Source organism: Bacillus cereus group sp. MYBK222-1, assembly GCF_051916425.1.
In the GTDB taxonomy this organism is placed as follows: Bacteria; Bacillota; Bacilli; order Bacillales; family Bacillaceae_G; genus Bacillus_A; species Bacillus_A paranthracis.
This window is the reverse complement of record NZ_JBQAGP010000013.1, coordinates 1-20,504: the sequence shown is the minus strand read 5'-3', so window position 1 is coordinate 20,504 and position 20,504 is coordinate 1. Positions and strand designations below refer to the sequence as shown.

The following is a 20,504-nucleotide window of genomic DNA, read 5'->3' as shown; positions in this document are numbered from 1 at the left end:
ATGCAAATATTTCGGAAAAAGAAAACAGAAAAATGCTTTGGACATGCCAAAGCGACAACATTTTATTGCAGAAATTTTTCATATTCATAATACTCAGGATAAGATGCGAGCGTTTCTTGACACAATTCACAAATCGTTTTTATATATATATTTCCATTCTCATGAAAATGAATCATTTCTACTACTTCTTGCTCTGTTAGTTGAAATAAAACGTCGCTATATACTTTTTCTGCGGTAACGGAGCCTACATTACTCCCGCAATGTCTGCAATAATAATACCCTTCCATACTAGCCTCCTAAAAATCCAATTACTGCTAGTATGGGTAAAAATAAAATAAAATATTCCCAATCGTACTCTTAACTATTGAAAGTATTCATAATTTGAAGAAAAGGTTTATTTAACCATTCTTCACATGCATCTGCTGCTTTTTCAATAGAATGATTTACATCAGGAATCTCTTCTGATGTAAAACGTCCTAATACGTAATCTACTACCTTCATTCCATTTTTCGGACGATCGATTCCCATGCGGATACGTTGAAACTCTTGTGTTCCTAAATGTGAAATTGTTGATTTCACACCATTATGTCCACCCGCACTGCCTTTCATACGAAGGCGTAATTTACCTACAGGGATGTCTAAATCATCGTACAGAACAACGAAGTCCTCTACATCAATTTTATAGTAATCCATTAACGGACGAATACTTTCCCCAGATAAATTCATATATGTAAGTGGCTTTAATAAGATTACTTTTTCTCCATTAACAAATCCTGCACCAAATACTCCTTTAAACTTTTGTTCGTTCAAAGAAATATTCCAACGCTTTGCAAGTTCATCAATCGCCATAAATCCAATATTATGCCTTGTTAATTCATATTCTCTACCTGGGTTCCCAAGTCCTACTATCAATTTCATTCTTGTACCACTACTTTCTTTTTTCGATACGAAAAGACGTAACCAATCTTGGTTACGTCTCATTCTATCCAATTAATTGAATAATACACTTACAGATTCTTCTTCGTATACACGAATGATTGCTTCTCCGATTAGCGGAGCAACTGAAAGTTCATGTACTTTGTCGATTTTCTTCTCTTCTGGTAATACGATAGAGTTCGTTACAACTAACTCTTTAATATTTGAGTTTTGGATACGCTCAATTGCTGGACCAGATAATACTGGGTGTGTACAGCAAGCATATACTTCAGAAGCACCGTTCTCAACAAGAGCGTTTGCTGCTAATGTAATTGTACCAGCTGTATCAATGATGTCATCAATTAAAATTGCTGTTTTACCTTCAATATTACCGATAATGTTCATTACCTCAGATACGTTCGGACGAGGACGACGCTTATCAATAATAGCGATTGGTGCTTTTAGGCGATCTGCCATTTTTCTAGCACGAGTTACTCCACCGTGGTCAGGTGACACGATTACGATATCTTTAAGACCTTTTGTTTCAAAGTAATCTGAAAGAATCGGTACACCCATTAGGTGGTCGATTGGGATATCAAAGAACCCTTGAATTTGTGGAGCATGTAAATCTAGAGTGATTACACGAGTTGCACCTGCTGTTTCAAGCAAGTTTGCTACAAGTTTCGATGTAATTGGTTCACGAGAACGCGCTTTACGGTCTTGACGCGCATAACCATAGTAAGGAATAACAATATTAATTGTTTTTGCAGATGCACGCTTTAATGCATCGATCATAATAAGTAATTCCATGATATGTTCGTTTACTGGGAAGCTTGTAGATTGAATAATGAATACATCGCAACCACGGATACTTTCTTCAATGTTAATTTGAACTTCTCCATCACTAAAACGATCAACAGAACATTTTCCTAGTCCTACTCCAATATGCTTTGCAATTTGCTCAGCAAGTTCCTTATTAGAGTTTAAAGAGAATACTTTCAAATTAGAATTTAGATATTGAGTCGACATCTAGATTAACCCTCCACATTATGATTTTTTCTTATTCAGCAATTGATCAACATAGTCTTCTTTGTTAACTTGACGTGCACGTGCTACAGACAATGCTTTTGATGGAACATTCTCTGTAATTGTAGAGCCTGCTGCCACATAAGCACCGTCTTCAACTGTTACAGGAGCAACAAGGTTTGAATTACATCCAATAAATACCCCGTTACCAATCACAGTTTTGAATTTATTCTTACCGTCATAGTTCACCGTAATTGAACCACAACCAAGATTCACGTCTTCTCCAACTTGTGCATCCCCGATATAACTTAAGTGTGAAGCTTTACTTCTATTACCAAAAACAGTTTTTTTGATTTCCACGAAGTTTCCAACGCGTACTTCATCTCCAATAACTGAATCTGGGCGAATATGTGCAAATGGGCCAACCGATACTTCTGTACCAAGCTTACTATCATGTACAGTAGATTGACGAATTGTCGTACGATCTCCAATTTCACTATCGCGAATTACTGTATGCGGTCCAATCTCACAATCAGAACCAATTACAGTGTTCCCCTCAATAATTGTTCCTGGATGAAGAACTGTATCACTACCGATAATTGCATCAGCAGAAATATACGTGTTACTTGGATCAATAATAGTAACACCATTTACCATGTTCTTTCGGTTGATACGGTTTTTCATAATAATTTCCGCTTGCGATAGAGCGACTCTGTCGTTAACACCTAACGTTTCATCGAAGTGCTCTGTTTGATAAGCTGATACAATATGACCTTCATTTTTTAAAATTTCAATAACATCTGGCAGGTAATATTCACCTTGTACGTTATCATTTGAAACTTTAGAAAGTGAAGCGAATAAAGCTTTATTATCAAAACAATACGTACCTGTATTGATTTCTTTAATAGCTAATTCTTTCTCATTTGCATCCTTATGCTCAACAATCTTTTCAACATGACCATTCTCATTACGAACGATACGACCATATCCAGCAGGTTCTTCTATGTAAGCTGTTAATACCGTTGCCATTGCCCCTGCTTCTTTATGTTGCTGAAGTAATGCTTCCATCGTTTCAGCAGTTATTAGCGGTGTATCACCACAAATAACTAAAGTTGTTCCTTCTTCGTTTGCAAGTACACTTGCAGCTTGATCTACAGCATGCGCTGTACCAAGTTGTTCTGCTTGTAATGCAAACTCACTTACGTTTCCTAGCTGTTCTTGTACCATTTCAGCACCATGTCCTACGACTGTTACAAGTTTCTGCAATCCTAATTGAGATACTTGATCGACAACATGTTGTACCATAGGTTTTCCACATACAGGATGAAGCACCTTGTATAGCTTAGACTTCATACGTGTGCCTTTACCTGCCGCTAGAATCACTGCAAATCTGTTTGACATATAGACCCTCCATCGCAACCTATTTATCCATTAACGATATTATCCTAAATCATCATATATTTCAAGAAACACATTTTAACTATTAAATTTTACCATAATTCTTATAAGATGTTTTACTCTTTAGTATCTTTTTTAAGAAATAAGCTATACTATTTAAAATGATTTTGAAAAAATTAGAAGTTCCCCTCTTTATTTTATTTAATTCGGAATTTTCTAAACGAGATATATGTATAAACACAAAAAAACAAACCCCTGTAAATGCTTACAGGAGTTTGTTGCAAAATTATAGGGCTTCCTTTAAAAAGCCCTTTTCATTCGAATTTTACGAAGCGCCCGCTTCTTCAAACTCAACCTCTTCTAACTCGCCTAAACGATGATACTCTGTTAAAACCGCATCTTGAATTTTAGAGCGTGTACCAGAATTAATTGGATGTGCAATGTCACGGAATTCTCCATCTGGAGTACGTTTACTTGGCATTGCTACAAATAATCCATTATTACCATCAATTACACGAATATCATGAACAACAAATTCATGGTCTAGAGTAATAGAGGCAATTGCTCTCATGCGGCCTTCTGTGTTTACGCGGCGTAATCTTACGTCAGTCACTTCCATCTTGTGTTCACCACCCTTTTCTAAATAAGCGATATATTTGTATAAATTCCACAAAATTTCTATTTTCCCTTTAATTTTTTAAAAATTTTTAAGATAAAAATTTTTAGTGTAATTGAATATAGAGATTAGTGGAGGTTATCGCTTACAAAGAATTACTTAACTAGGGCAATTACTTCAATTTCAACTGAAACATCTTTCGGTAATTTTGCTACTTGTACGCAAGAACGAGCTGGCTTATGAGCAGAGAAATAAGATCCATATACTTCATTAACAGCATTAAAATCATCCATGTCTTTTAAGAATACTGTTGTTTTTACTACCGTATCAAATGAAGCACCTGCTTCTTCTAATACTGCTTGTAAATTTTGAAATACTTGCTCTGTTTGTACTGTTACGTCTCCTGCTACAAGCTCTCCACTTGCAGTCAACGGAATTTGTCCTGAACTGTAAAACATATTATTTACAATAATCCCTTGTGAATATGGTCCAATCGCTTGTGGTGCATTGTTTGTTTGAACAACTTTCATACTTTTCACCCTTTTATTATTTATTTTTACTCTTTAAAAATAGTGCACGAAAAGCAGTTTGTCCATCTATTTTATAACTTATAAATAGAATAAAAAAAGATAAAGCTATTTGCTTTACCTTTTTACTCAGCCTCTACAAGCCCTTCATCAAATGGTGCCAGTGAATAATTTCCCTTTTCCACTTGAATCGCTTTTTCTTTCACATCAACTTCCGATAGACGAATTAATGATACAAAATTATTAATTAGTCTTTCTTCAATATCCGTAGACTCTACTAATACACCAATACCAACAACATTAGCTTTAAACTCTTCTAACATACTCATCATACCTTGAATGGTTCCGCCAGCTTTCATGAAGTCATCAATAATTAAAACATTGGATCCTTCTGGAAGGCTACGCTTCGCTAACGTCATTGTTTGAATTCGCTTAGAAGAACCTGATACATAGTTAATACTAACAGTGGGGCCTTCTGTTACCTTATTATCTTTTCTTGCAATCACTACCGGTACATCTAAGTAGTTCGCCACTGCATATGCAAGTGGGATCCCCTTCGTTGCCACCGTCATAACTGCATCAATTGGTTGCCTAGCAAAAACAGAAGCAAACAAACGACCTGCGCCATTAATATGACGAGGATTACTTAAAAGATCTGTCATATATAAGTAACCACCAGGCAAAATACGATCTGGATTTTCAAATAAGCTACACAGCTCACCAATAATTAGATCTGCCTCTTCTTCACTTATATATGGTATATATTTCACTCCTCCTGCTGCTCCTGGTATCGTTTGCAATGTGCCGACCCCTTGTTGTTCAAACGTTTGCTTAATAATAACTAAATCTTCACTAATAGAAGACTTAGCTGATTGATACCTTTCAGCAAAAAAAGTGAGAGAAACTAGCTGACGAGGGTTTTGTAACAAGTAATAAGTCATATCAACCAATCTTGTACTTCGTCTAATTTTCATACTCTCACCTCAAATCACGAATATTCTAAACAAATCATAACGTATTATACGTCTTTATTCAAGCGTTTCTCGCTCTCCTAATAAACGTACTGCGTATACTTGTTCACAAAATCCTTTTAATCCGTTATATATACGATGCATTCGCGAATCATGGTGCACAAGACCGAATACAGTTGGACCACTACCACTCATTAATACGGCATCTGCTCCAAATCGCTTCATCTGTGCCTTAATACGTGCAACTTCAGGATGCATCGCAAACGTTACATCTTCTAAAACGTTACCGACAGTATCACAAATCCCTTTGTAGTCTCCAGCATTTATGACATCCACCATTTTATCTACATTTGGATGTGTAACTCGATTTAACTTTAAATTTCCATACACATCAGCAGTAGATACACCAATATGGGGTTTTGCTAAAATAACCCAACAAGAAGGTGGAGTTTTTATGTGCTCAATCTGCTCCCCTCTTCCAGTGGCAATTGCTGTCCCACCATATACGCAAAATGATACGTCTGACCCAATTTCTGCGCCAAGCTCTGCTAACTGATCAATTGTAAGCCCTAAATTCCATAATTTATTAAGGCCACGTAATGTCGCTGCTGCATCACTACTTCCACCCGCTAATCCAGCTGCTACTGGAATCGTTTTTTCAATAGTAATAGATACACCTTTTTTCACATTAAACTTCTCTTTTAATAATTTCGCTGCTTGATAAGCCAGATTTCTTTGGTCGTCTGGGACATACCGATTATGGGATAAAATTTCAATACGGTCTTCTGCTAATTCCATTAGTTCTAAACGATCCGCTAAATCAATTGTTGTCATAATCATTTTCACTTCATGATATCCGTCTTGTCTTTTTCCCAGTACATCTAACGACAGATTAATCTTTGCTGGTGCTTTCACTAGTAGCTTCAATCTATTCACCCACTCTATGTACTCAATCTTTTATCGTTTATTTTACCATAAATTTATAGTAAGACGATGACACTTCCCTAATTATAACGAAAAGCATTCAGAATGAAACTACTTATGTAAAATGATGGCACCTTTTATAGTACAAAAAGCCGAGGAATCACTCCTCGGCTACCGTAGCATAGAAAGTATCTTACAACTACTGGTTTTGTTTCATTAATTGCTGTTCTGCAATTTCTATAGCACGTTTCACCATGTTACCAGCATCTTTCGCACGAATTCCGCCCCATCCTTCTTTCTGAACAACATCATAAAAGCCCAACTCTTTTGCAAGCTCTTCTTTAAATTGATTCGACATGACACCTCTTCGTCTACTCAATGCAGAGTCCCTCCTTATTTTGCTACGGTATCATTAGTATGCAAAATAATATAGCTTTTCATTTGTGGGAATATATGTAACGATACATGAATTATAAAATCACTTCATTATGAGGTTCACCATAAAATGTTAACTCTACTGTCTCTGTTAAAACATCCGCATAACTATACGATACACGTTGTAACGCATCTTCTTGTTGATCCAGTTGTACAACAAAAACAGAACGGTACGTTTCTGCAAGTACACCCGATTGTTCTACAGTTTTTCTTCTCCCACTGTTCGCCTTTAACATCAGTCTCTGTCCAAGATGGTGATCTAATTCGCTTTTAATTTCATCTAAACGTTTTGACATATACTTCGTTACACCTCGCTGTAATTTAGATTGAACACTTAAAACACGATATATCTATCCCAATTATTAACCGCAACTCACAGACAATATCATTATAAAAGCATCATGCGTTCGAATAGATAGAAGAAATACTATATTGTAAAAGTATCATTATGTAGTCTGTGCGTTCTTGTCTCTTTTTATCCAAACTGATTTAAATCCTCTCCAAATAAAAAAGCAAGATACATATGTACCTTGCTTATTCTTCATAATGTTGAAAAGGTAATCCAGTTCGTAAAATCCCCCTCGTCTCAATCCCGCCAAGCCCCTTTTCACCAGTAATCGTATTACGTACAACATCCCATACATTAACCCTTTCCATAAATGACGTAAAACTAATTTTACCAACCACATATACAGGATCTAGTGCGTGAATATTAATTCTAGATGGGGAACTAGCAAAATTAGCGCCTGCTCGAATTAATGCTTCAAAGTGTGATTGACATGCCCCAGCAAAAATAACGAGTTGATCCAATGATGGATATTTTTTTCTCACTTCTCGAACAGCCTGTACAAAATGCCTTGAATGCCTATAGGCTGCTAAATCTCCCTTTACGCCTTTTGATTTTGTATACGCATCGTGCCCTGTAATAACTAAAATGTCCGGACGAAAATGATCTATTAAATCTACTACCTTTTCATGCATCTCTGTTTCTTTACAATGAATACCTTGTACAGGAACACCAATTTTATTATATAAATCTAGGCACTTGCGCAAATATAACGGGTCTCCATCTATATGCAAGACACGCCCTGGCATTTGAAAATAATTCACTTCACTTGTATATCCACCAGTTGAAGTGTGTTCATGCCTTTGTTTCATTAATACGTAATCTTGTTGAAACAAACGATACGTCCGCTCCATTGTTTCTTTCTCACGCTTCGCTCTCTTTTTATGTTCTCGTTGATCTATACTAATTAAATCTTCAAGTGGCGCATCTGCCACTAATCTAATTTCCTCTCCAAACAATATAGCTATCTCGCCTTTTATTTCTATAATACGAAAAAGGATATCCCTATTATGAGAATATCGTTCCACTAATTCTCCAACATGTAAAGCCATTCTCCTACCTCCAAACTCGTTAGGCCATCTTACCTGTTTTTAAAGTATGAATTTAGGAGGAGAAAGGTGACAAAAGGGACAGTTCAAATTGAACTGTCCCTTTTGTACCCTTATGATAACTTATGCAGAACTAATGCATTACTTAATGTCGCAAACTCTTCGATAGATAGTGTTTCGCCTCTTCGTTTTGGATCAATTCCTACTTCTGTTAAAATCCGATCCAACAGCTCTTTATCTTTCGGGAAACCATTTAAATTATTTGATAAATTATTCATTAAAGTTTTACGACGCTGTGCAAAACTTGCTCGTACTACTTCAAAGAAGAATGTCTCATCTGTTACTTCTACCACTGGTTTAGGACGCTTTAGGAGGCGAATAATTGCAGAATCAACATTCGGTTGTGGCACAAACACTGTACGCGGTACAGTCATAACTGTTTCTACCTCTGTATAATACTGAATAGCAATGGATAAAGAGCCATACTCTTTCGTTCCAGGCTTAGCCGCTAAACGATCCCCAACTTCTTTTTGCATCATAACAACGAAACCACGAACCGGTAATTTCTCTTCCAGCAATTTAAATAAAATTGGCGTCGTAATATAGTATGGTAAGTTAGCTACTACCATTACATCTTGCCCTTCTTCAAATTGCTCACTAAACACCTCATGTACATCTGCCTTTAGTACATCTTTATTGATAACAGTAACGTTGCCATATGGAGCTAACGTCTCATCTAAAATCGGTAATAACCTTTGATCAATTTCAAAAGCCACTACTTTTTTAGCACGCTTCGCTAATTGTTCTGTTAATGCACCGATACCTGGTCCAATTTCAATTGCACCACTTTCTGAACCAATTTCAGCGTGATCAACGATACGATTTAATACATTCGTATCAATTAAAAAATTTTGTCCTAAACTTTTTTTGAATGAAAATCCATACTTTTCAACAATATCTTTCGTACGATTTGGCGTTGCGATATCCTTCATTTTCTTTCCTCCTGTATGACTTGCTTATAAGCTTCTGCAAATGATTCTTTTGAAACTTGAAACATTTGTAAACGTTTATGTAACTGTTTTGCGTTTGTATAACCAATCTTTAATAGCTTACCCATTCTTTCTCTGCGACTCTTTGCCATTTCTCCGCCCACTAAACCTGCATCGACTAAATCGCTCCAACTGATTTCACTTGTGTAAGCTTCCATTTCTTCATGTATATTCTCTAAAGCACGGCGAATTGATTCATCAGAAGCATGTTCAATCCCGACACCTTTTTTCCTCTTAGCAAGTGCTTCTTCCTTCGGTAAAAAAGCATGTTTACATCCAGGCACCTTATCAGAAATAATTTTTCGAATACGCTCTCCAGGATAATCCGGATCTGTGAAAATAATAACGCCTCGTTTTTGCAGCGCTAATTTAACTTGTTCAATAACATGATCACCGATTGCTGAACCGTTCGTTTCAATTGTATCCGCATCAACAGCACGCTTAATCGCGACTGTATCATCTTTACCTTCTACAACGATAATCTCTTTAATTTTCATGCTTGCCTCCACACTCGTTTCGTCTCTACTTAGTAAAACAAAAAAATGACGACTTTTCCATTATTATTTTCCCCATTGTTACATTTTAAAAAATAGAATGTCCAAAACTTTGTTCTCTCTCCTTATTGTAACACTTACTCATTCACCCTCGTTTTCTCTACCACTTCTACTATTCTGTTTCTCAAAAAATAAAAAGAATGGGCTCCCCCATTCTTTTTATTCGACACCAAATAAAGCTTTTGCATTCTTAGTTGTTACTTCCGCTACCTCTTCATAAGAAATTCCTTTTAAGTTCGCAATTTCTTCTGCTACGAGTTTTACATAACTTGGTTCATTTCGTTTCCCGCGAAATGGATGCGGTGTTAAATACGGACAATCCGTCTCTATTAATAATTTCTCTAATGGAATCTCCGTAGCAACTTCTTTCGGTTTCTTAGCGTTTTTAAATGTAACTGGTCCACCTAACGAAATTAAAAAGTTCATATCAACACATCGCTCTGCTACCTCTACGCTACCGCTAAAGCAATGCATAATACCCCCTACTTCAGCTGCATTCTCTTCTTCTAGAATATCAACAATATCTTGAGTTGCATCGCGGTTATGTATAATAATCGGTAATTTTACTTTTTTCGCTAATGCAATTTGTTTACGGAATACTTCTTTCTGTATTTCTTTTGGAGACTTATCCCAGTGATAATCTAAGCCCATTTCTCCAAGTGCAACGACTTTAGGATGAGAAGCAAGTTCTTCTAACCAAGCTAAATGCTCTTCTGTCATGTCGATTGCATCAACTGGATGCCATCCAACCGCGGCATAAATAAAATCATAGGCTTCAGCTAATTCAATCGCCTTTTTTATCGTTACTTCATCAAAACCAACAACAACTGTATAAGTAACCCCCGCTTCTTTCATTCGGGCAATAACTTCTTGTAAGTCTTCTTCAAATTGCTCTGCATTCAAATGTGAATGTGTATCAAACAACATAATACATAACTCCTTTTATATTGAAATCAAATTTATTCTACGTAAATAAGCTCTTTTATAACTTAACGATAACAATACTACAATCTTAATGCAAAAATTGAGAGTGTAAAAAGAAAAAAGACGCTTCACACATGTTACACGTGAAACATCTCTTTTCTTGTCTTAATTACTTAATTTTTGTACCATTTGGTAGATTTTGGTCAATCGATGCTAATGACAATACGCCATTCTCTTCACCCGCTAAAATCATACCTTGCGATAATTCACCGCGTAATTTTACAGGTTTTAAATTTGTTACACAAATAACCTTTTTACCTTTTAGGTCTTCTGGCGAATAGAATTTTGCAATTCCAGAAACAACTTGACGCTTTTCTGTACCTAAGTCTAGTTGAATTTTTAACAACTTGTCTGCTTTTTTCACAGGTTCCGCAGATAGAACTTCAGCTACACGCAATTCTACTTTAAAGAAATCATCAATTGTAATTTCTTCTGCCTTCGGTTCTTCTTCTTTTTTCTCTTCTACTTTAGGAGCAGAGGCTTTCATTTGTTCTTTAATGTACGCCACTTCCACGTCCATTTCTAAACGAGGGAAAATTGGTTGTCCTTTTTCTACTTTTGTTCCAGCTGGAATACAGCCGATTGTAGATAGGCTTCCCCAAGATATATGTGCTTCATCAGTAAGGCCAAGCTGAGCAAACATTTTGCTTGGTGCTACTGTTAAGAATGGCATAAGCATAATACCCGTTTGACGAAGTACTTCTGCTAAGTGAGCCATTACAGAGGCTAACTTTTCGCGATCATTCTCATCTTTCGCTAATACCCACGGTTGTGTTTCGTCAATATATTTATTCGTACGGCTAACCAATTGCCAAATTGAGCTTAGAGCTACAGAGAATTCCATATTCTCCATTGCTTCTTCCACTTTTTTCAATGTATCTTTCGCAAATGTTACTAACGTTTCATCAAATTCCGTTACATTTTCTTTAAATGCAGGGATTTCTCCGTTAAAGTACTTATCAATCATAGCTACTGTACGATTTAATAAGTTACCTAAGTCATTTGCTAAATCGAAATTAATACGCTCCACAAATCCTTCTGGTGTGAATACGCCATCAGATCCAAATGGAACTTCACGAAGTAAGTAATAACGTAATGCATCTAATCCGTAACGATCAATTAATGTAACTGGATCTACTACATTTCCTTTTGACTTACTCATCTTTCCATCCTTCATTAAAATCCAACCGTGAGCAAAGACTTTTTTCGGAAGAGGTAAATCTAATGCCATTAAAATGATTGGCCAATAAATCGTATGGAAACGAACGATTTCTTTTCCAACTAAATGCACATCTGCTGGCCAGAACTTCTTATACATCTCTTCATTTTCTGTTCCATAACCTAATGCTGTAATGTAGTTAGATAATGCGTCAACCCATACGTAAATAACGTGTTTCGGATTACCTGGAACACGAACTCCCCAGTCAAATGAAGTACGGGAAACTGCTAAATCTTCCAATCCTGGTTTAATAAAGTTATTAATCATTTCATTCTTACGAGACTCTGGCTGAATAAAATGTGGATTCTCTTCATAGAACTTTAATAGTCTGTCAACATATTTACCCATTCTAAAGAAATATGATTCTTCACGAACAAGTTCTACATCATGACCACTGTCCGGACTTTTTCCCCCAACTACTTTGTCACCTTCCATAATTGGATCTACTAATTGATGCTCTGTATAGAATGTCTCATCTTGTACAGAATACCAACCTTCATATTCATCAAGATAAATATCACCTTGATCTACTAGTTGCTTGAAGATTTTTTCGACAACATCTTTATGACGATCTTCCGTTGTACGGATAAAGTCATCATAGGAGATATCCATCTTCTCCCAAAGTTCTTTAATTCCTGCAACGATGTTATCCACATATGCTTGTGGTGTAACATTTAATTCTTCTGCTTTCTTTTGGATCTTCTGTCCATGCTCATCAGTTCCTGTTAAATAATGAACATTATATCCTTGCATACGCTTATATCGTGCCATCGCATCTCCTGCTACTGTTGTATAAGCATGTCCAATGTGTAATTTTCCACTTGGATAATAAATTGGGGTAGTAATATAAAAGGATTTGTTTTCCTTTGTCATTGTTTTGGACCTCCCGGATAACCTCATATGTATTTATAAATAGTATATCAAAAACTTATATATAAAGTGAAACTTTAATCTGTGAGGGTCTTGTTCATTCCCACGGATTATCAACCCACACCAATCGGACTTTTACGAGCAATCCGACTTCCACTTAACTTCTTTGGCCCAGCCGAATTTAAAATTTAGAATCTTACTACTCGTTAATGCAGGATAAAAACAAGTTCATATTTTTATATTTATCATCTATTACTCATATTTCAAGAAAATATACAGTCATTACCTATAATTTCTTGATTTTTCCGAAAATAAAGTGAAATAATAGTAGAAATTACTCAAACTCTATTATATATAAGAAGTAAGAAATCTATAAATCTTTTTAAAAAATATAGAATTAAAGAATTGACGGAAATGTAAATGATTGGTATCATATGTCCATAGGGTATTTTGTCGAAAAATGACGAATCTAAAAATAGACTCGAAACTTATAAACTATTTCTTTAGGAGGAAAAGAATTATGAAATCTACTGGTATCGTTCGTAAAGTTGATGAATTAGGTCGTGTAGTAATTCCGATCGAATTACGCCGTACTTTAGGTATTGCAGAAAAGGATGCTCTTGAAATCTATGTTGATGACGAGAAAATCATCTTAAAAAAATATAAGCCAAACATGACTTGCCAAGTAACTGGTGAAGTATCTGATGGTAACCTATCTTTAGCTGAAGGTAAAATTATCTTAAGCAAAGAAGGCGCTGAGCAAATCTTAAACGAGCTTCAAGATTATATCGAAACAGCAAAATAAGCTTCTCAATTATGAGAAGCTTATTTTTTATCGACATGATAGATTTGATATACATCGCGTTTCGACAAATCTCGATCTTTAGCGACTGTTTTTATCGCCTCTTTTGAATTCATACCTTTTTCGTTTATATAATGTTCAATATGATTATATACTGAAATAGATTCCCACCATTGTTCTTCTGGAGCAGGTTCTTCCGTTGAACCAGCTACTAAAATACAAAACTCACCACGAACTTCATTTTGTTTCGTCCACTCAATTGCTTCTTCAACTGTTCCTCGAATAAATTCCTCGAATTTTTTCGTTAACTCTCGGCATAATACGATTTCTCTATTTCCCAATACTTCTTGCATCGAGATTAAAGTATCATCCAGGCGGTGAGGCGCTTCATAAAACATCATTGTAGTTTGTATGTAACGAAGCTTCTCTAACTCCATTTTTCTTTCTTTTTTATTTCTTTGTAAAAACCCATAGAAATAAAACTGTTTTGTTTCAAGTCCTGATGCAATTAATGCTGTAAGGGCTGCATTTGCCCCAGGAAGCGGGATTACATGATATTGCTCAGCTACTGCCTCGACAACAATATCATAGCCTGGATCGGAAATACACGGCATACCAGCGTCACTAACAAGTGCTATAGTCTTTCCTTCATCTAACTTCTCTAATATTTTCTTTCCACTTACTTCTTTATTATGCTCGTGGTAACTCATAACAGGCGTTTCAATTTCAAAATAATTACAAAGTTTTTTCGTTTGTCTCGTATCTTCAGCAGCAATTAAATCCGCTTCTTTTAAAATTCGGATTGCACGAAATGTCATATCTTCTAAATTTCCAATAGGAGTTGGTACTAAATATAAAACTCCCTTTTCACTTTGTTGAAAGCTTTTTTGTTGCCACATAGCGTTCTCCTTTTTGCATATATTCTTCTTTTTGTTTTCTATTTAATTGCTTAAAATAATACTCTGCTTGCATAGCTGTACGCTTATCTTCATGAAATTCTACGTACTTTAAAGCAACAGGAAGTCTAGCACGCGTATACTTAGCCCCTTTTCCGCTATTATGGGTCTCAATCCGCTTCTCTATATGATTTGTATATCCAGCATAGTAACTTCCATCAGAGCACTCCACTACATAAAAACAATGCTTATTCTTCTCCATATAAAATAGAACGAATCTCCTTTGTATATTCATTATTTTCTTCATATACAAAAAGAGGTGGCAATATTTTCAAATCTGCGTTTCCGTCCTTAATTCCTTCAATTAACAATGTATTCGCTTCTTTCCCTGCCTTAGGATAAACAAATCGTACACGCTTCGGTTCAATTTTGTATTTACGCATTAATGTAACAATATCTAATAAACGACCTGGACGATGTACAAATGCTACTTTCCCGCCTTGCTTTACTAGCTGACTACTTGCAGATACAACATCCTCTAGTGTACACATAATTTCATGACGAGCTATCGCTAAATGTTCATTCATATTTTTTTCAGAAGTTGCAGGTGTTTGGAAATAAGGCGGATTACATGTGACAACATCATATTGATGACGCCCAAGTTTCTCCGGCATATCTTTCAAATCCCCGTGTATTAAGTGAATTCTTTCTTCCAACTTATTGTATTGGACACTTCTTATTCCCATATCATATAAGCGTTCTTGAATTTCTACACCAGTAATATTCCCTTTCGTCCTTGTACTTAATAGAAAGGGCACAACTGCATTACCTGTACACAAATCAAGTAAATTACCTTTTTGAATTGGCACCCAAGCAAAGTCTGCAAGTAAAACAGCATCTAACGAGAAATTAAATACTGATGGGCTTTGTATAATCTTCAAATCTTGTGCTAATAAGTAATCTAAACGTTCATCTTCATATAAATTCATATGTTGCTCCTTTTCTTACACTTAACCTACCCTATTTCATCTTCTACTAATAAAAAACATATTCGATTCTACTCTCATGTATAAAAAATTACCTTTCCAATTATTATTGGAAAGGTAATTTCACTTTTTATTTAAAAATGACAGGCAGAATAAACAATCTCCCTCTTTACGTACACTTCCATAATGCAGATTACAAATATGAAAACCTTCTTGATATAGTCTTGCTAAATTATCGTAGCCTTCACCAATATCTGTCTTCGGCTTCACTTCTTTACGTTTTTGAGCTTTTTGTTTTTCTTTAATCTGTACTTCTTCAAAGCGGTGTCGCAAATTTTCATTTTCCATTTTTATATGTTGGTTTTCTTCCAGTAACTCTGCAAGATGTTGTTTTAATTCTCCCAACTGTTTGTATAAATGTCCAATTTGCTCTTCCATACTAGAAACCGATGCAAAAATATCTTTTTTCTCCACAAGCACCCACCTCATTAATCTGTGGTTTGACTCGAAACGACCCCTTTATTCACTAACTCATCTAACGTATATTCTACTATCCGTTCCTTGTCTACTAGTTCCACTTGAATTAATCTTTCTAAAATATTTAATCCGATAACACGGCCAGTACCATGCGGGGTTTGTATACGTTGATCTAAATCAGGAAGTTGTTCCTTTGCTGCCTCATATTCATCGTTCTCATATTTTAAGCAACACATTAAGCGACCACATAAACCAGAGATTTTTGCAGGATTTAATGATAAATTTTGATCCTTTGCCATCTTAATGGATACAGGTTCAAAATCCCCTAAAAAAGTAGAACAACAAAGCATACGACCACATGGACCAATACCACCAAGCATTTTCGCTTCATCACGAACACCGATTTGTCTTAGTTCAATTCTTGTCCTAAAAATTGCTGCTAAGTCCTTCACTAGTTCGCGAAAATCAATCCGACCATCCGCAGTAAAGTAGAAAATAATTTTATTGCGATCGAACGTATACTCTACATCTACAAGTTTCATATCAAGATTATGTTCTACTACCTTTTGCTGACAAACTTGATATGCTTCTTTTGCAGCATGTTTGTTCTCTTCAACAATGGTACGATCGTTTTCATTTGCAATGCGAATAACCTTTTTTAGTGGTAATACAACGTCGTTTTCATCAACTTGCTTTTTGGTAATAACTACTTTTCCGTATTCAATACCTCTTACCGTTTCTACAATTACAAACTCATTTTCAGAGATATCGAACTGATTCGGATCAAAGTAATACACCTTTCCGGCCTTCTTAAAGCGAACACCTACTACATCATACAAAACGGTCATCCCTCCTGCAACCGCAACACTAACTGTTCGAACACAAGCTGCGCATTTACATTAGCGTTGATTCTATTTTTTGCCTCTAATATATTAAAGAGAGCTGATACAATGCGCTTCTGAGCGTAGGAGAAAGATTCAAACATCTCTTTCTGCTCATGAAAAACAAGACGATCTTCTTCTCCAAGTTGAACATATAATAAATCCTTATAAATAAGGAGTAACATATCTAAACCTTGCTGTAATTGCTCTTTCTCTCTAAAGTGTTTTCCCCATTTTTCTTGTACAAAAAAAATAGAGGCTTTATCTTTTTCGAGCGCTTCACATAATTTTATCACTAAAGCTCGTGCTTGTGCAAACCATTCATCACTACATAAAGCTAAAGCTTCATCAAAACTATTCGTAAGTTGTGCAGCAAGTGTTGATAAAGATGCCGTAATACCTTCATCCTGTAATCTTCTAATTAAAGATTCCGTAGGTAACGGTCTAAATGTAACAACTTGACAGCGAGATAAAATCGTATTTAAAATTTGATGACTTTGTTCAGTAAGTAGAATAGCTGTTGTATCACTACTTGGTTCTTCTAAAAATTTCAACAGTGTATTCGCTGCGTTTGCCGTCATACGGTCTGCGTGCTCAATAACATATACTTTTTTATTTGCTTCTAATCCTGTTTTGGAAAACTCTTCTTGTAAATCATGAATTTGCTGCTTCTTAATAGATAATCCGTCTGGTTTTACAATATGTAAGTTTGGGTGGTTACCTGAATCAATTCGCTTACAATTTGTACATACATGACAAGGTTCTACCCCATTCCGCTGAGAACAGAGGAAACTCTTTGCCATTTGAATTGCTGTCGCAAACTTTCCCGTCCCTTTCCCTCCCTCTAACAAGTAAGCGTGGGATATACGCTCTTTTGCGATGCTATTCATCAACATTTTTACACCGATGGGTTGTATAGCAGAAAGCTGCTCCCACGTCTTCATCATAATGCATACCTCACTTATTTCATTCTTTCCTTCTATTATAACAATTTATCTTCTATAACCTGAATAACTTCTTCTATAAGTTTTTCCATTGGTTGATCAGCATTTACCAATACAATACGATCCGAGAAACGTTCTACAACTTGTAAATACCCTTCACGCACACGTTTATGGAAAGAGATATCTTCCATATCTAACCGATTCACTTCACGTCCTGCATCTTTTGCAATTCGAGCTAAGCCAACCTCTGGCTCAATATCTAAGTAAATTGTTAAACTAGGCATACAGTCCTCTGTTGCGAAACGATTTATTTCAAATACTTTATCCATACCTAATCCTCTTGCATATCCTTGATATGCTAAAGAGCTATCTATAAAACGATCACATAATACAAGGTAATCCTCATTAAGTGCCGGCATAACTTTTTCTACTAAATGCTGTCTACGTGCAGCAGCATATAACAACGCCTCTGTACGTGCTTCCATCATCGTATATTCTTGTTTATGCAAAATCGTTCTAATATCCTCAGAAATTGCAATACCACCTGGTTCTCTCGTCGCCATTACCTTTTGTTCCTTTTGTTCAAAGTATGGCAATAAACCTTGAATTAGCGTTGTTTTACCCGAACCTTCTGGACCTTCAATTGTTACAAATAATCCCTTCATTCTAAAACCTACTTTCTATATCATACACTTTCATATATTTCGTGCTGCCTTGAAAACGAGCGCCAGCTTTCTCTAAATGCATAATTTGCTCTTTATGTTCTGAAGTAATTCTTTCCCCATACATAATCAATGGAATACCAGGTGGATACGGAATTACCATTTCTGCTGCTACCATCCCAACTGCTTCTTCTACAGATACTACTTTTGTTTCGTATTCTTCCAATTGTTTATATGTATACGGTAAAGGAGAAATTTCCCCTTTATAAGTATAACGAATAGATTCCGTCTTGTCTTTCACCTCATAATATTGCAATGCCACTCGGATCATCTCTATAGCCTTCATATATGTCTTATTTACTTGCAAAGGCAAAATAAATAAGACATTATATGGATCTGCCATTTCTGTATATATACCAACCTTTTCAAATAAAGACTGTAATTCGTATCCTGATAATTGACAACGCGTCTGTACGGTAACTTTTAGCTCGTCTTGTAATGGATATTGTAAAATAGCTATTTGTGGAATAGCACTCAATTCTTCTTTAAATTCCCGTAAAAACTCGACAATTTCATCATGTCCCTTTTCTTTTATACGCGCTATCGTAAAGCGTGCAATATCAAGAGAAGTCATAATTGGATACGATGGACTACTAGATTGTAGCATACTTAAATAAGTAGAAACTTTTTCTTCTTTCACTAAGCGACTATTTATATGTAAATAGGATCCCATCGTCATTGCGGGTAATGTTTTATGCGCAGAATGAACTACAATGTCTGCACCATATGCTAACGCTGACTTTGGAAATGCCCCGCCTAAACAAAAATGAGCTCCATGTGCTTCATCTACTAACACAGGAATTTTATGTGCATGTGCATAAGCGATGCTTGCCTCTAAATCCATACCCATACCATAATAATTAGGATGCGTTAAAATGAGTGCTTTCGCATTCGGATATTTTTCAATTGCTTCCTTAATAATCTCATCATGAATTCCCACTGGTACGTTATAAGCCTCATCAATCCATGGATCTAAAAAAATAGGATTTGCTCCCGCTAACTTTAAACCATTAATAATGGATTTATGACAATTTCTTTGTACAAGAACAATATCATGTTCCCCACAACAAGACAAAATCATTGCTAGATTCCCGACTGTTGAGCCATTAATTAAAAAATAACTTTTGTTCACTCCATATACATCAGCTAATAATTGTTGTGCCTCATCTATACATTCAAACGGACTATGTAAATCATCTAATCCTGACAACTCAGTTACATCGATAGATAGTATATCTTTAAACTCTCCTACCGCCTCCTGAGGGAAGTTTAAACCATTTTTATGACCTGGGACATGAAAGGATAACGGCCTTCTTTCTTTAAACTCTATTAATGCTTCATATAAAGGTATGCGATTTTGATTCATCTATATCTCTTCCTTATTATTTCATTCTTTATCTATTATACAGAACAAAAAAAATAATAGGCATATGCCTATTTAAAAATATGATACTTCTAATTTCCGAAGCTGTTTTAAATAATATATATACTTCGGATCATTTGTTTCCGTATTCACCATGTCCTTTTCACATTCATAACATATTAAATTATTATAAACATATATCCCTTCTTTTCTTTCTGTCTCACAAACAATACAAACTTCGTTTTGTGATTTCATATCTTTCCCTCCCTATTTAAATGGACATATTTTATACTTCTATTCCTTAACAATTTACAGAAAAATATACATCAATCTCTTATATAATATGATTCATCCTTGGGCAACGTGTTTGTATTACCATTACTTCTTTTTGCATACTGTTTGAAAACACAAAAAAACACAAGTCTTTTGACTTGTGTTTTTAGTTGCTTGGCGACGTCCTACTCTCACAGGGACAAGGTCCCAACTACCATCGGCGCTAGAGAGCTTAACTTCCGTGTTCGGTATGGGAACGGGTGTGACCTCTCTGCCA

The 20,504-nt window shown here is 35.7% G+C and carries 25 protein-coding genes and 1 rRNA gene; 1 reads left to right on the top strand and 25 read right to left on the bottom strand.

The genetic code is table 11. The features are described from left to right. Positions 1-62: 62 nt before the first annotated feature. The 15 genes from ACTFR9_RS27055 to metG all read right to left on the bottom strand — a co-directional run bounded on the left by ACTFR9_RS27055 (position 63) and on the right by metG (position 12,886). Positions 63-287, bottom strand: a complete 225-nt coding sequence (locus tag ACTFR9_RS27055) for an anti-sigma-F factor Fin (protein ID WP_000399440.1) — start codon at positions 285-287, stop codon at positions 63-65. Between the two features lie 70 nt (positions 288-357). Then, positions 358-918 carry an aminoacyl-tRNA hydrolase gene (gene pth / locus ACTFR9_RS27050; protein ID WP_001979768.1) on the bottom strand — a complete coding sequence of 187 codons (561 nt, stop codon included), beginning with the start codon at positions 916-918 and terminating at the stop codon, positions 358-360. Between the two features lie 72 nt (positions 919-990). Continuing rightward, on the bottom strand, positions 991-1,944 hold the full coding sequence (locus ACTFR9_RS27045) for a ribose-phosphate diphosphokinase (protein WP_000107420.1): 954 nt from the start codon (positions 1,942-1,944) through the stop codon (positions 991-993). 18 nt (positions 1,945-1,962) lie between these two features. Next, the gene (gene glmU / locus ACTFR9_RS27040) at positions 1,963-3,342 is read right to left on the bottom strand and encodes a bifunctional UDP-N-acetylglucosamine diphosphorylase/glucosamine-1-phosphate N-acetyltransferase GlmU (RefSeq protein WP_000071036.1); all 1,380 of its coding nucleotides are present in this window, start codon (positions 3,340-3,342) and stop codon (positions 1,963-1,965) included. 322 nt (positions 3,343-3,664) lie between these two features. Further along, positions 3,665-3,958: a septation regulator SpoVG gene (spoVG, locus tag ACTFR9_RS27035; RefSeq protein WP_000454041.1), complete on the bottom strand. Its 294-nt coding sequence runs from the start codon at positions 3,956-3,958 to the stop codon at positions 3,665-3,667. 152 nt (positions 3,959-4,110) lie between these two features. Continuing rightward, positions 4,111-4,485, bottom strand: coding sequence for a RidA family protein (locus tag ACTFR9_RS27030; RefSeq protein ID WP_000869808.1), 375 nt, complete (start codon positions 4,483-4,485; stop codon positions 4,111-4,113). A 122-nt stretch (positions 4,486-4,607) separates the two neighbouring features. Then, positions 4,608-5,456: a pur operon repressor gene (purR, locus tag ACTFR9_RS27025; protein ID WP_000702473.1), complete on the bottom strand. Its 849-nt coding sequence runs from the start codon at positions 5,454-5,456 to the stop codon at positions 4,608-4,610. A 54-nt stretch (positions 5,457-5,510) separates the two neighbouring features. Further along, positions 5,511-6,380 carry a 4-(cytidine 5'-diphospho)-2-C-methyl-D-erythritol kinase gene (ispE, locus tag ACTFR9_RS27020; protein WP_000772094.1) on the bottom strand — a complete coding sequence of 290 codons (870 nt, stop codon included), beginning with the start codon at positions 6,378-6,380 and terminating at the stop codon, positions 5,511-5,513. A gap of 196 nt (positions 6,381-6,576) precedes the next feature. Beyond that, positions 6,577-6,756 carry an acid-soluble spore protein SspF gene (gene sspF / locus ACTFR9_RS27015; RefSeq protein WP_001985066.1) on the bottom strand — a complete coding sequence of 60 codons (180 nt, stop codon included), beginning with the start codon at positions 6,754-6,756 and terminating at the stop codon, positions 6,577-6,579. Positions 6,757-6,847: 91 nt separating this feature from the next. Next, a complete protein-coding gene (gene veg / locus ACTFR9_RS27010; protein ID WP_000044349.1) occupies positions 6,848-7,108 on the bottom strand; it encodes a biofilm formation stimulator Veg in 261 nt (86 codons plus the stop codon). A gap of 238 nt (positions 7,109-7,346) precedes the next feature. Continuing rightward, positions 7,347-8,210, bottom strand: coding sequence for a sporulation peptidase YabG (gene yabG / locus ACTFR9_RS27005; protein ID WP_001173738.1), 864 nt, complete (start codon positions 8,208-8,210; stop codon positions 7,347-7,349). A 110-nt stretch (positions 8,211-8,320) separates the two neighbouring features. Further along, the gene (rsmA, locus tag ACTFR9_RS27000; protein ID WP_000651552.1) at positions 8,321-9,199 is read right to left on the bottom strand and encodes a 16S rRNA (adenine(1518)-N(6)/adenine(1519)-N(6))-dimethyltransferase RsmA; all 879 of its coding nucleotides are present in this window, start codon (positions 9,197-9,199) and stop codon (positions 8,321-8,323) included. After that, positions 9,196-9,753, bottom strand: a complete 558-nt coding sequence (rnmV, locus tag ACTFR9_RS26995) for a ribonuclease M5 (protein ID WP_000692826.1) — start codon at positions 9,751-9,753, stop codon at positions 9,196-9,198. Before rnmV ends, rsmA begins: the two co-directional genes overlap by 4 nt. A gap of 216 nt (positions 9,754-9,969) precedes the next feature. Then, positions 9,970-10,737 (bottom strand): TatD family hydrolase, encoded by a 768-nt coding sequence (locus ACTFR9_RS26990; RefSeq protein WP_000895831.1) that lies wholly within the window; start codon positions 10,735-10,737, stop codon positions 9,970-9,972. A 166-nt stretch (positions 10,738-10,903) separates the two neighbouring features. Further along, positions 10,904-12,886: a methionine--tRNA ligase gene (gene metG / locus ACTFR9_RS26985; protein ID WP_000159679.1), complete on the bottom strand. Its 1,983-nt coding sequence runs from the start codon at positions 12,884-12,886 to the stop codon at positions 10,904-10,906. Between the two features lie 517 nt (positions 12,887-13,403). Between metG and ACTFR9_RS26980 the strand changes: the two genes are divergently transcribed. Beyond that, complete coding sequence (locus tag ACTFR9_RS26980) at positions 13,404-13,688, top strand: AbrB/MazE/SpoVT family DNA-binding domain-containing protein (protein WP_000843036.1); 285 nt, start codon at positions 13,404-13,406, stop codon at positions 13,686-13,688. A gap of 20 nt (positions 13,689-13,708) precedes the next feature. On the opposite strand, the gene rsmI is transcribed toward ACTFR9_RS26980, so the two are convergent. From rsmI to rrf, 10 genes are all read right to left on the bottom strand, one after another. Then, entirely contained in the window at positions 13,709-14,584 is an 876-nt protein-coding gene (gene rsmI / locus ACTFR9_RS26975) for a 16S rRNA (cytidine(1402)-2'-O)-methyltransferase (protein ID WP_000267828.1), read from the bottom strand. Next, a complete protein-coding gene (locus ACTFR9_RS26970) occupies positions 14,553-14,843 on the bottom strand; it encodes a GIY-YIG nuclease family protein (protein WP_000414340.1) in 291 nt (96 codons plus the stop codon). The genes rsmI and ACTFR9_RS26970 overlap by 32 nt, the downstream gene beginning before the upstream one ends. After that, entirely contained in the window at positions 14,830-15,570 is a 741-nt protein-coding gene (locus ACTFR9_RS26965; RefSeq protein ID WP_001055349.1) for a tRNA1(Val) (adenine(37)-N6)-methyltransferase, read from the bottom strand. The genes ACTFR9_RS26970 and ACTFR9_RS26965 overlap by 14 nt, the downstream gene beginning before the upstream one ends. 120 nt (positions 15,571-15,690) lie before the next feature. Then, the gene (yabA, locus tag ACTFR9_RS26960) at positions 15,691-16,041 is read right to left on the bottom strand and encodes a DNA replication initiation control protein YabA (protein WP_000412054.1); all 351 of its coding nucleotides are present in this window, start codon (positions 16,039-16,041) and stop codon (positions 15,691-15,693) included. Between the two features lie 14 nt (positions 16,042-16,055). Next, entirely contained in the window at positions 16,056-16,883 is an 828-nt protein-coding gene (locus ACTFR9_RS26955) for a PSP1 domain-containing protein (RefSeq protein ID WP_000272429.1), read from the bottom strand. A 5-nt stretch (positions 16,884-16,888) separates the two neighbouring features. Continuing rightward, a complete protein-coding gene (gene holB / locus ACTFR9_RS26950; protein ID WP_000978582.1) occupies positions 16,889-17,872 on the bottom strand; it encodes a DNA polymerase III subunit delta' in 984 nt (327 codons plus the stop codon). A 35-nt stretch (positions 17,873-17,907) separates the two neighbouring features. Next, complete coding sequence (tmk, locus tag ACTFR9_RS26945; protein ID WP_000677229.1) at positions 17,908-18,534, bottom strand: dTMP kinase; 627 nt, start codon at positions 18,532-18,534, stop codon at positions 17,908-17,910. 1 nt (position 18,535) lies between these two features. Next, positions 18,536-19,957, bottom strand: a complete 1,422-nt coding sequence (locus ACTFR9_RS26940) for an aminotransferase class I/II-fold pyridoxal phosphate-dependent enzyme (RefSeq protein ID WP_001075268.1) — start codon at positions 19,955-19,957, stop codon at positions 18,536-18,538. A gap of 72 nt (positions 19,958-20,029) precedes the next feature. Then, a complete protein-coding gene (locus tag ACTFR9_RS26935) occupies positions 20,030-20,209 on the bottom strand; it encodes a sigma factor G inhibitor Gin (RefSeq protein ID WP_000842028.1) in 180 nt (59 codons plus the stop codon). Positions 20,210-20,399: 190 nt separating this feature from the next. Further along, positions 20,400-20,504: ribosomal RNA gene (gene rrf, locus ACTFR9_RS26930) — 5S ribosomal RNA — on the bottom strand; the annotation flags it as partial.

Excerpts from the sequence above, each read along its gene's own strand:
- ACTFR9_RS27055 (WP_000399440.1), bottom strand. The coding sequence starts at position 287 with ATGGAAGGGTATTATTATTGCAGACATTGCGGGAGTAATGTAGGCTCC.
- pth (WP_001979768.1), bottom strand. The coding sequence starts at position 918 with ATGAAATTGATAGTAGGACTTGGGAACCCAGGTAGAGAATATGAATTA.
- ACTFR9_RS27045 (WP_000107420.1), bottom strand. The coding sequence starts at position 1,944 with ATGTCGACTCAATATCTAAATTCTAATTTGAAAGTATTCTCTTTAAAC.
- glmU (WP_000071036.1), bottom strand. The coding sequence starts at position 3,342 with ATGTCAAACAGATTTGCAGTGATTCTAGCGGCAGGTAAAGGCACACGT.
- spoVG (WP_000454041.1), bottom strand. The coding sequence starts at position 3,958 with ATGGAAGTGACTGACGTAAGATTACGCCGCGTAAACACAGAAGGCCGC.
- ACTFR9_RS27030 (WP_000869808.1), bottom strand. The coding sequence starts at position 4,485 with ATGAAAGTTGTTCAAACAAACAATGCACCACAAGCGATTGGACCATAT.
- purR (WP_000702473.1), bottom strand. The coding sequence starts at position 5,456 with ATGAAAATTAGACGAAGTACAAGATTGGTTGATATGACTTATTACTTG.
- veg (WP_000044349.1), bottom strand. The coding sequence starts at position 7,108 with ATGTCAAAACGTTTAGATGAAATTAAAAGCGAATTAGATCACCATCTT.
- yabG (WP_001173738.1), bottom strand. The coding sequence starts at position 8,210 with ATGGCTTTACATGTTGGAGAATTAGTGGAACGATATTCTCATAATAGG.
- rsmA (WP_000651552.1), bottom strand. The coding sequence starts at position 9,199 with ATGAAGGATATCGCAACGCCAAATCGTACGAAAGATATTGTTGAAAAG.
- rnmV (WP_000692826.1), bottom strand. The coding sequence starts at position 9,753 with ATGAAAATTAAAGAGATTATCGTTGTAGAAGGTAAAGATGATACAGTC.
- ACTFR9_RS26990 (WP_000895831.1), bottom strand. The coding sequence starts at position 10,737 with ATGTTGTTTGATACACATTCACATTTGAATGCAGAGCAATTTGAAGAA.
- metG (WP_000159679.1), bottom strand. The coding sequence starts at position 12,886 with ATGACAAAGGAAAACAAATCCTTTTATATTACTACCCCAATTTATTAT.
- ACTFR9_RS26980 (WP_000843036.1), top strand. The coding sequence starts at position 13,404 with ATGAAATCTACTGGTATCGTTCGTAAAGTTGATGAATTAGGTCGTGTA.
- rsmI (WP_000267828.1), bottom strand. The coding sequence starts at position 14,584 with ATGTGGCAACAAAAAAGCTTTCAACAAAGTGAAAAGGGAGTTTTATAT.
- ACTFR9_RS26970 (WP_000414340.1), bottom strand. The coding sequence starts at position 14,843 with ATGGAGAAGAATAAGCATTGTTTTTATGTAGTGGAGTGCTCTGATGGA.
- ACTFR9_RS26965 (WP_001055349.1), bottom strand. The coding sequence starts at position 15,570 with ATGAATTTATATGAAGATGAACGTTTAGATTACTTATTAGCACAAGAT.
- holB (WP_000978582.1), bottom strand. The coding sequence starts at position 17,872 with ATGATGAAGACGTGGGAGCAGCTTTCTGCTATACAACCCATCGGTGTA.
- tmk (WP_000677229.1), bottom strand. The coding sequence starts at position 18,534 with ATGAAGGGATTATTTGTAACAATTGAAGGTCCAGAAGGTTCGGGTAAA.
- ACTFR9_RS26940 (WP_001075268.1), bottom strand. The coding sequence starts at position 19,957 with ATGAATCAAAATCGCATACCTTTATATGAAGCATTAATAGAGTTTAAA.
- ACTFR9_RS26935 (WP_000842028.1), bottom strand. The coding sequence starts at position 20,209 with ATGAAATCACAAAACGAAGTTTGTATTGTTTGTGAGACAGAAAGAAAA.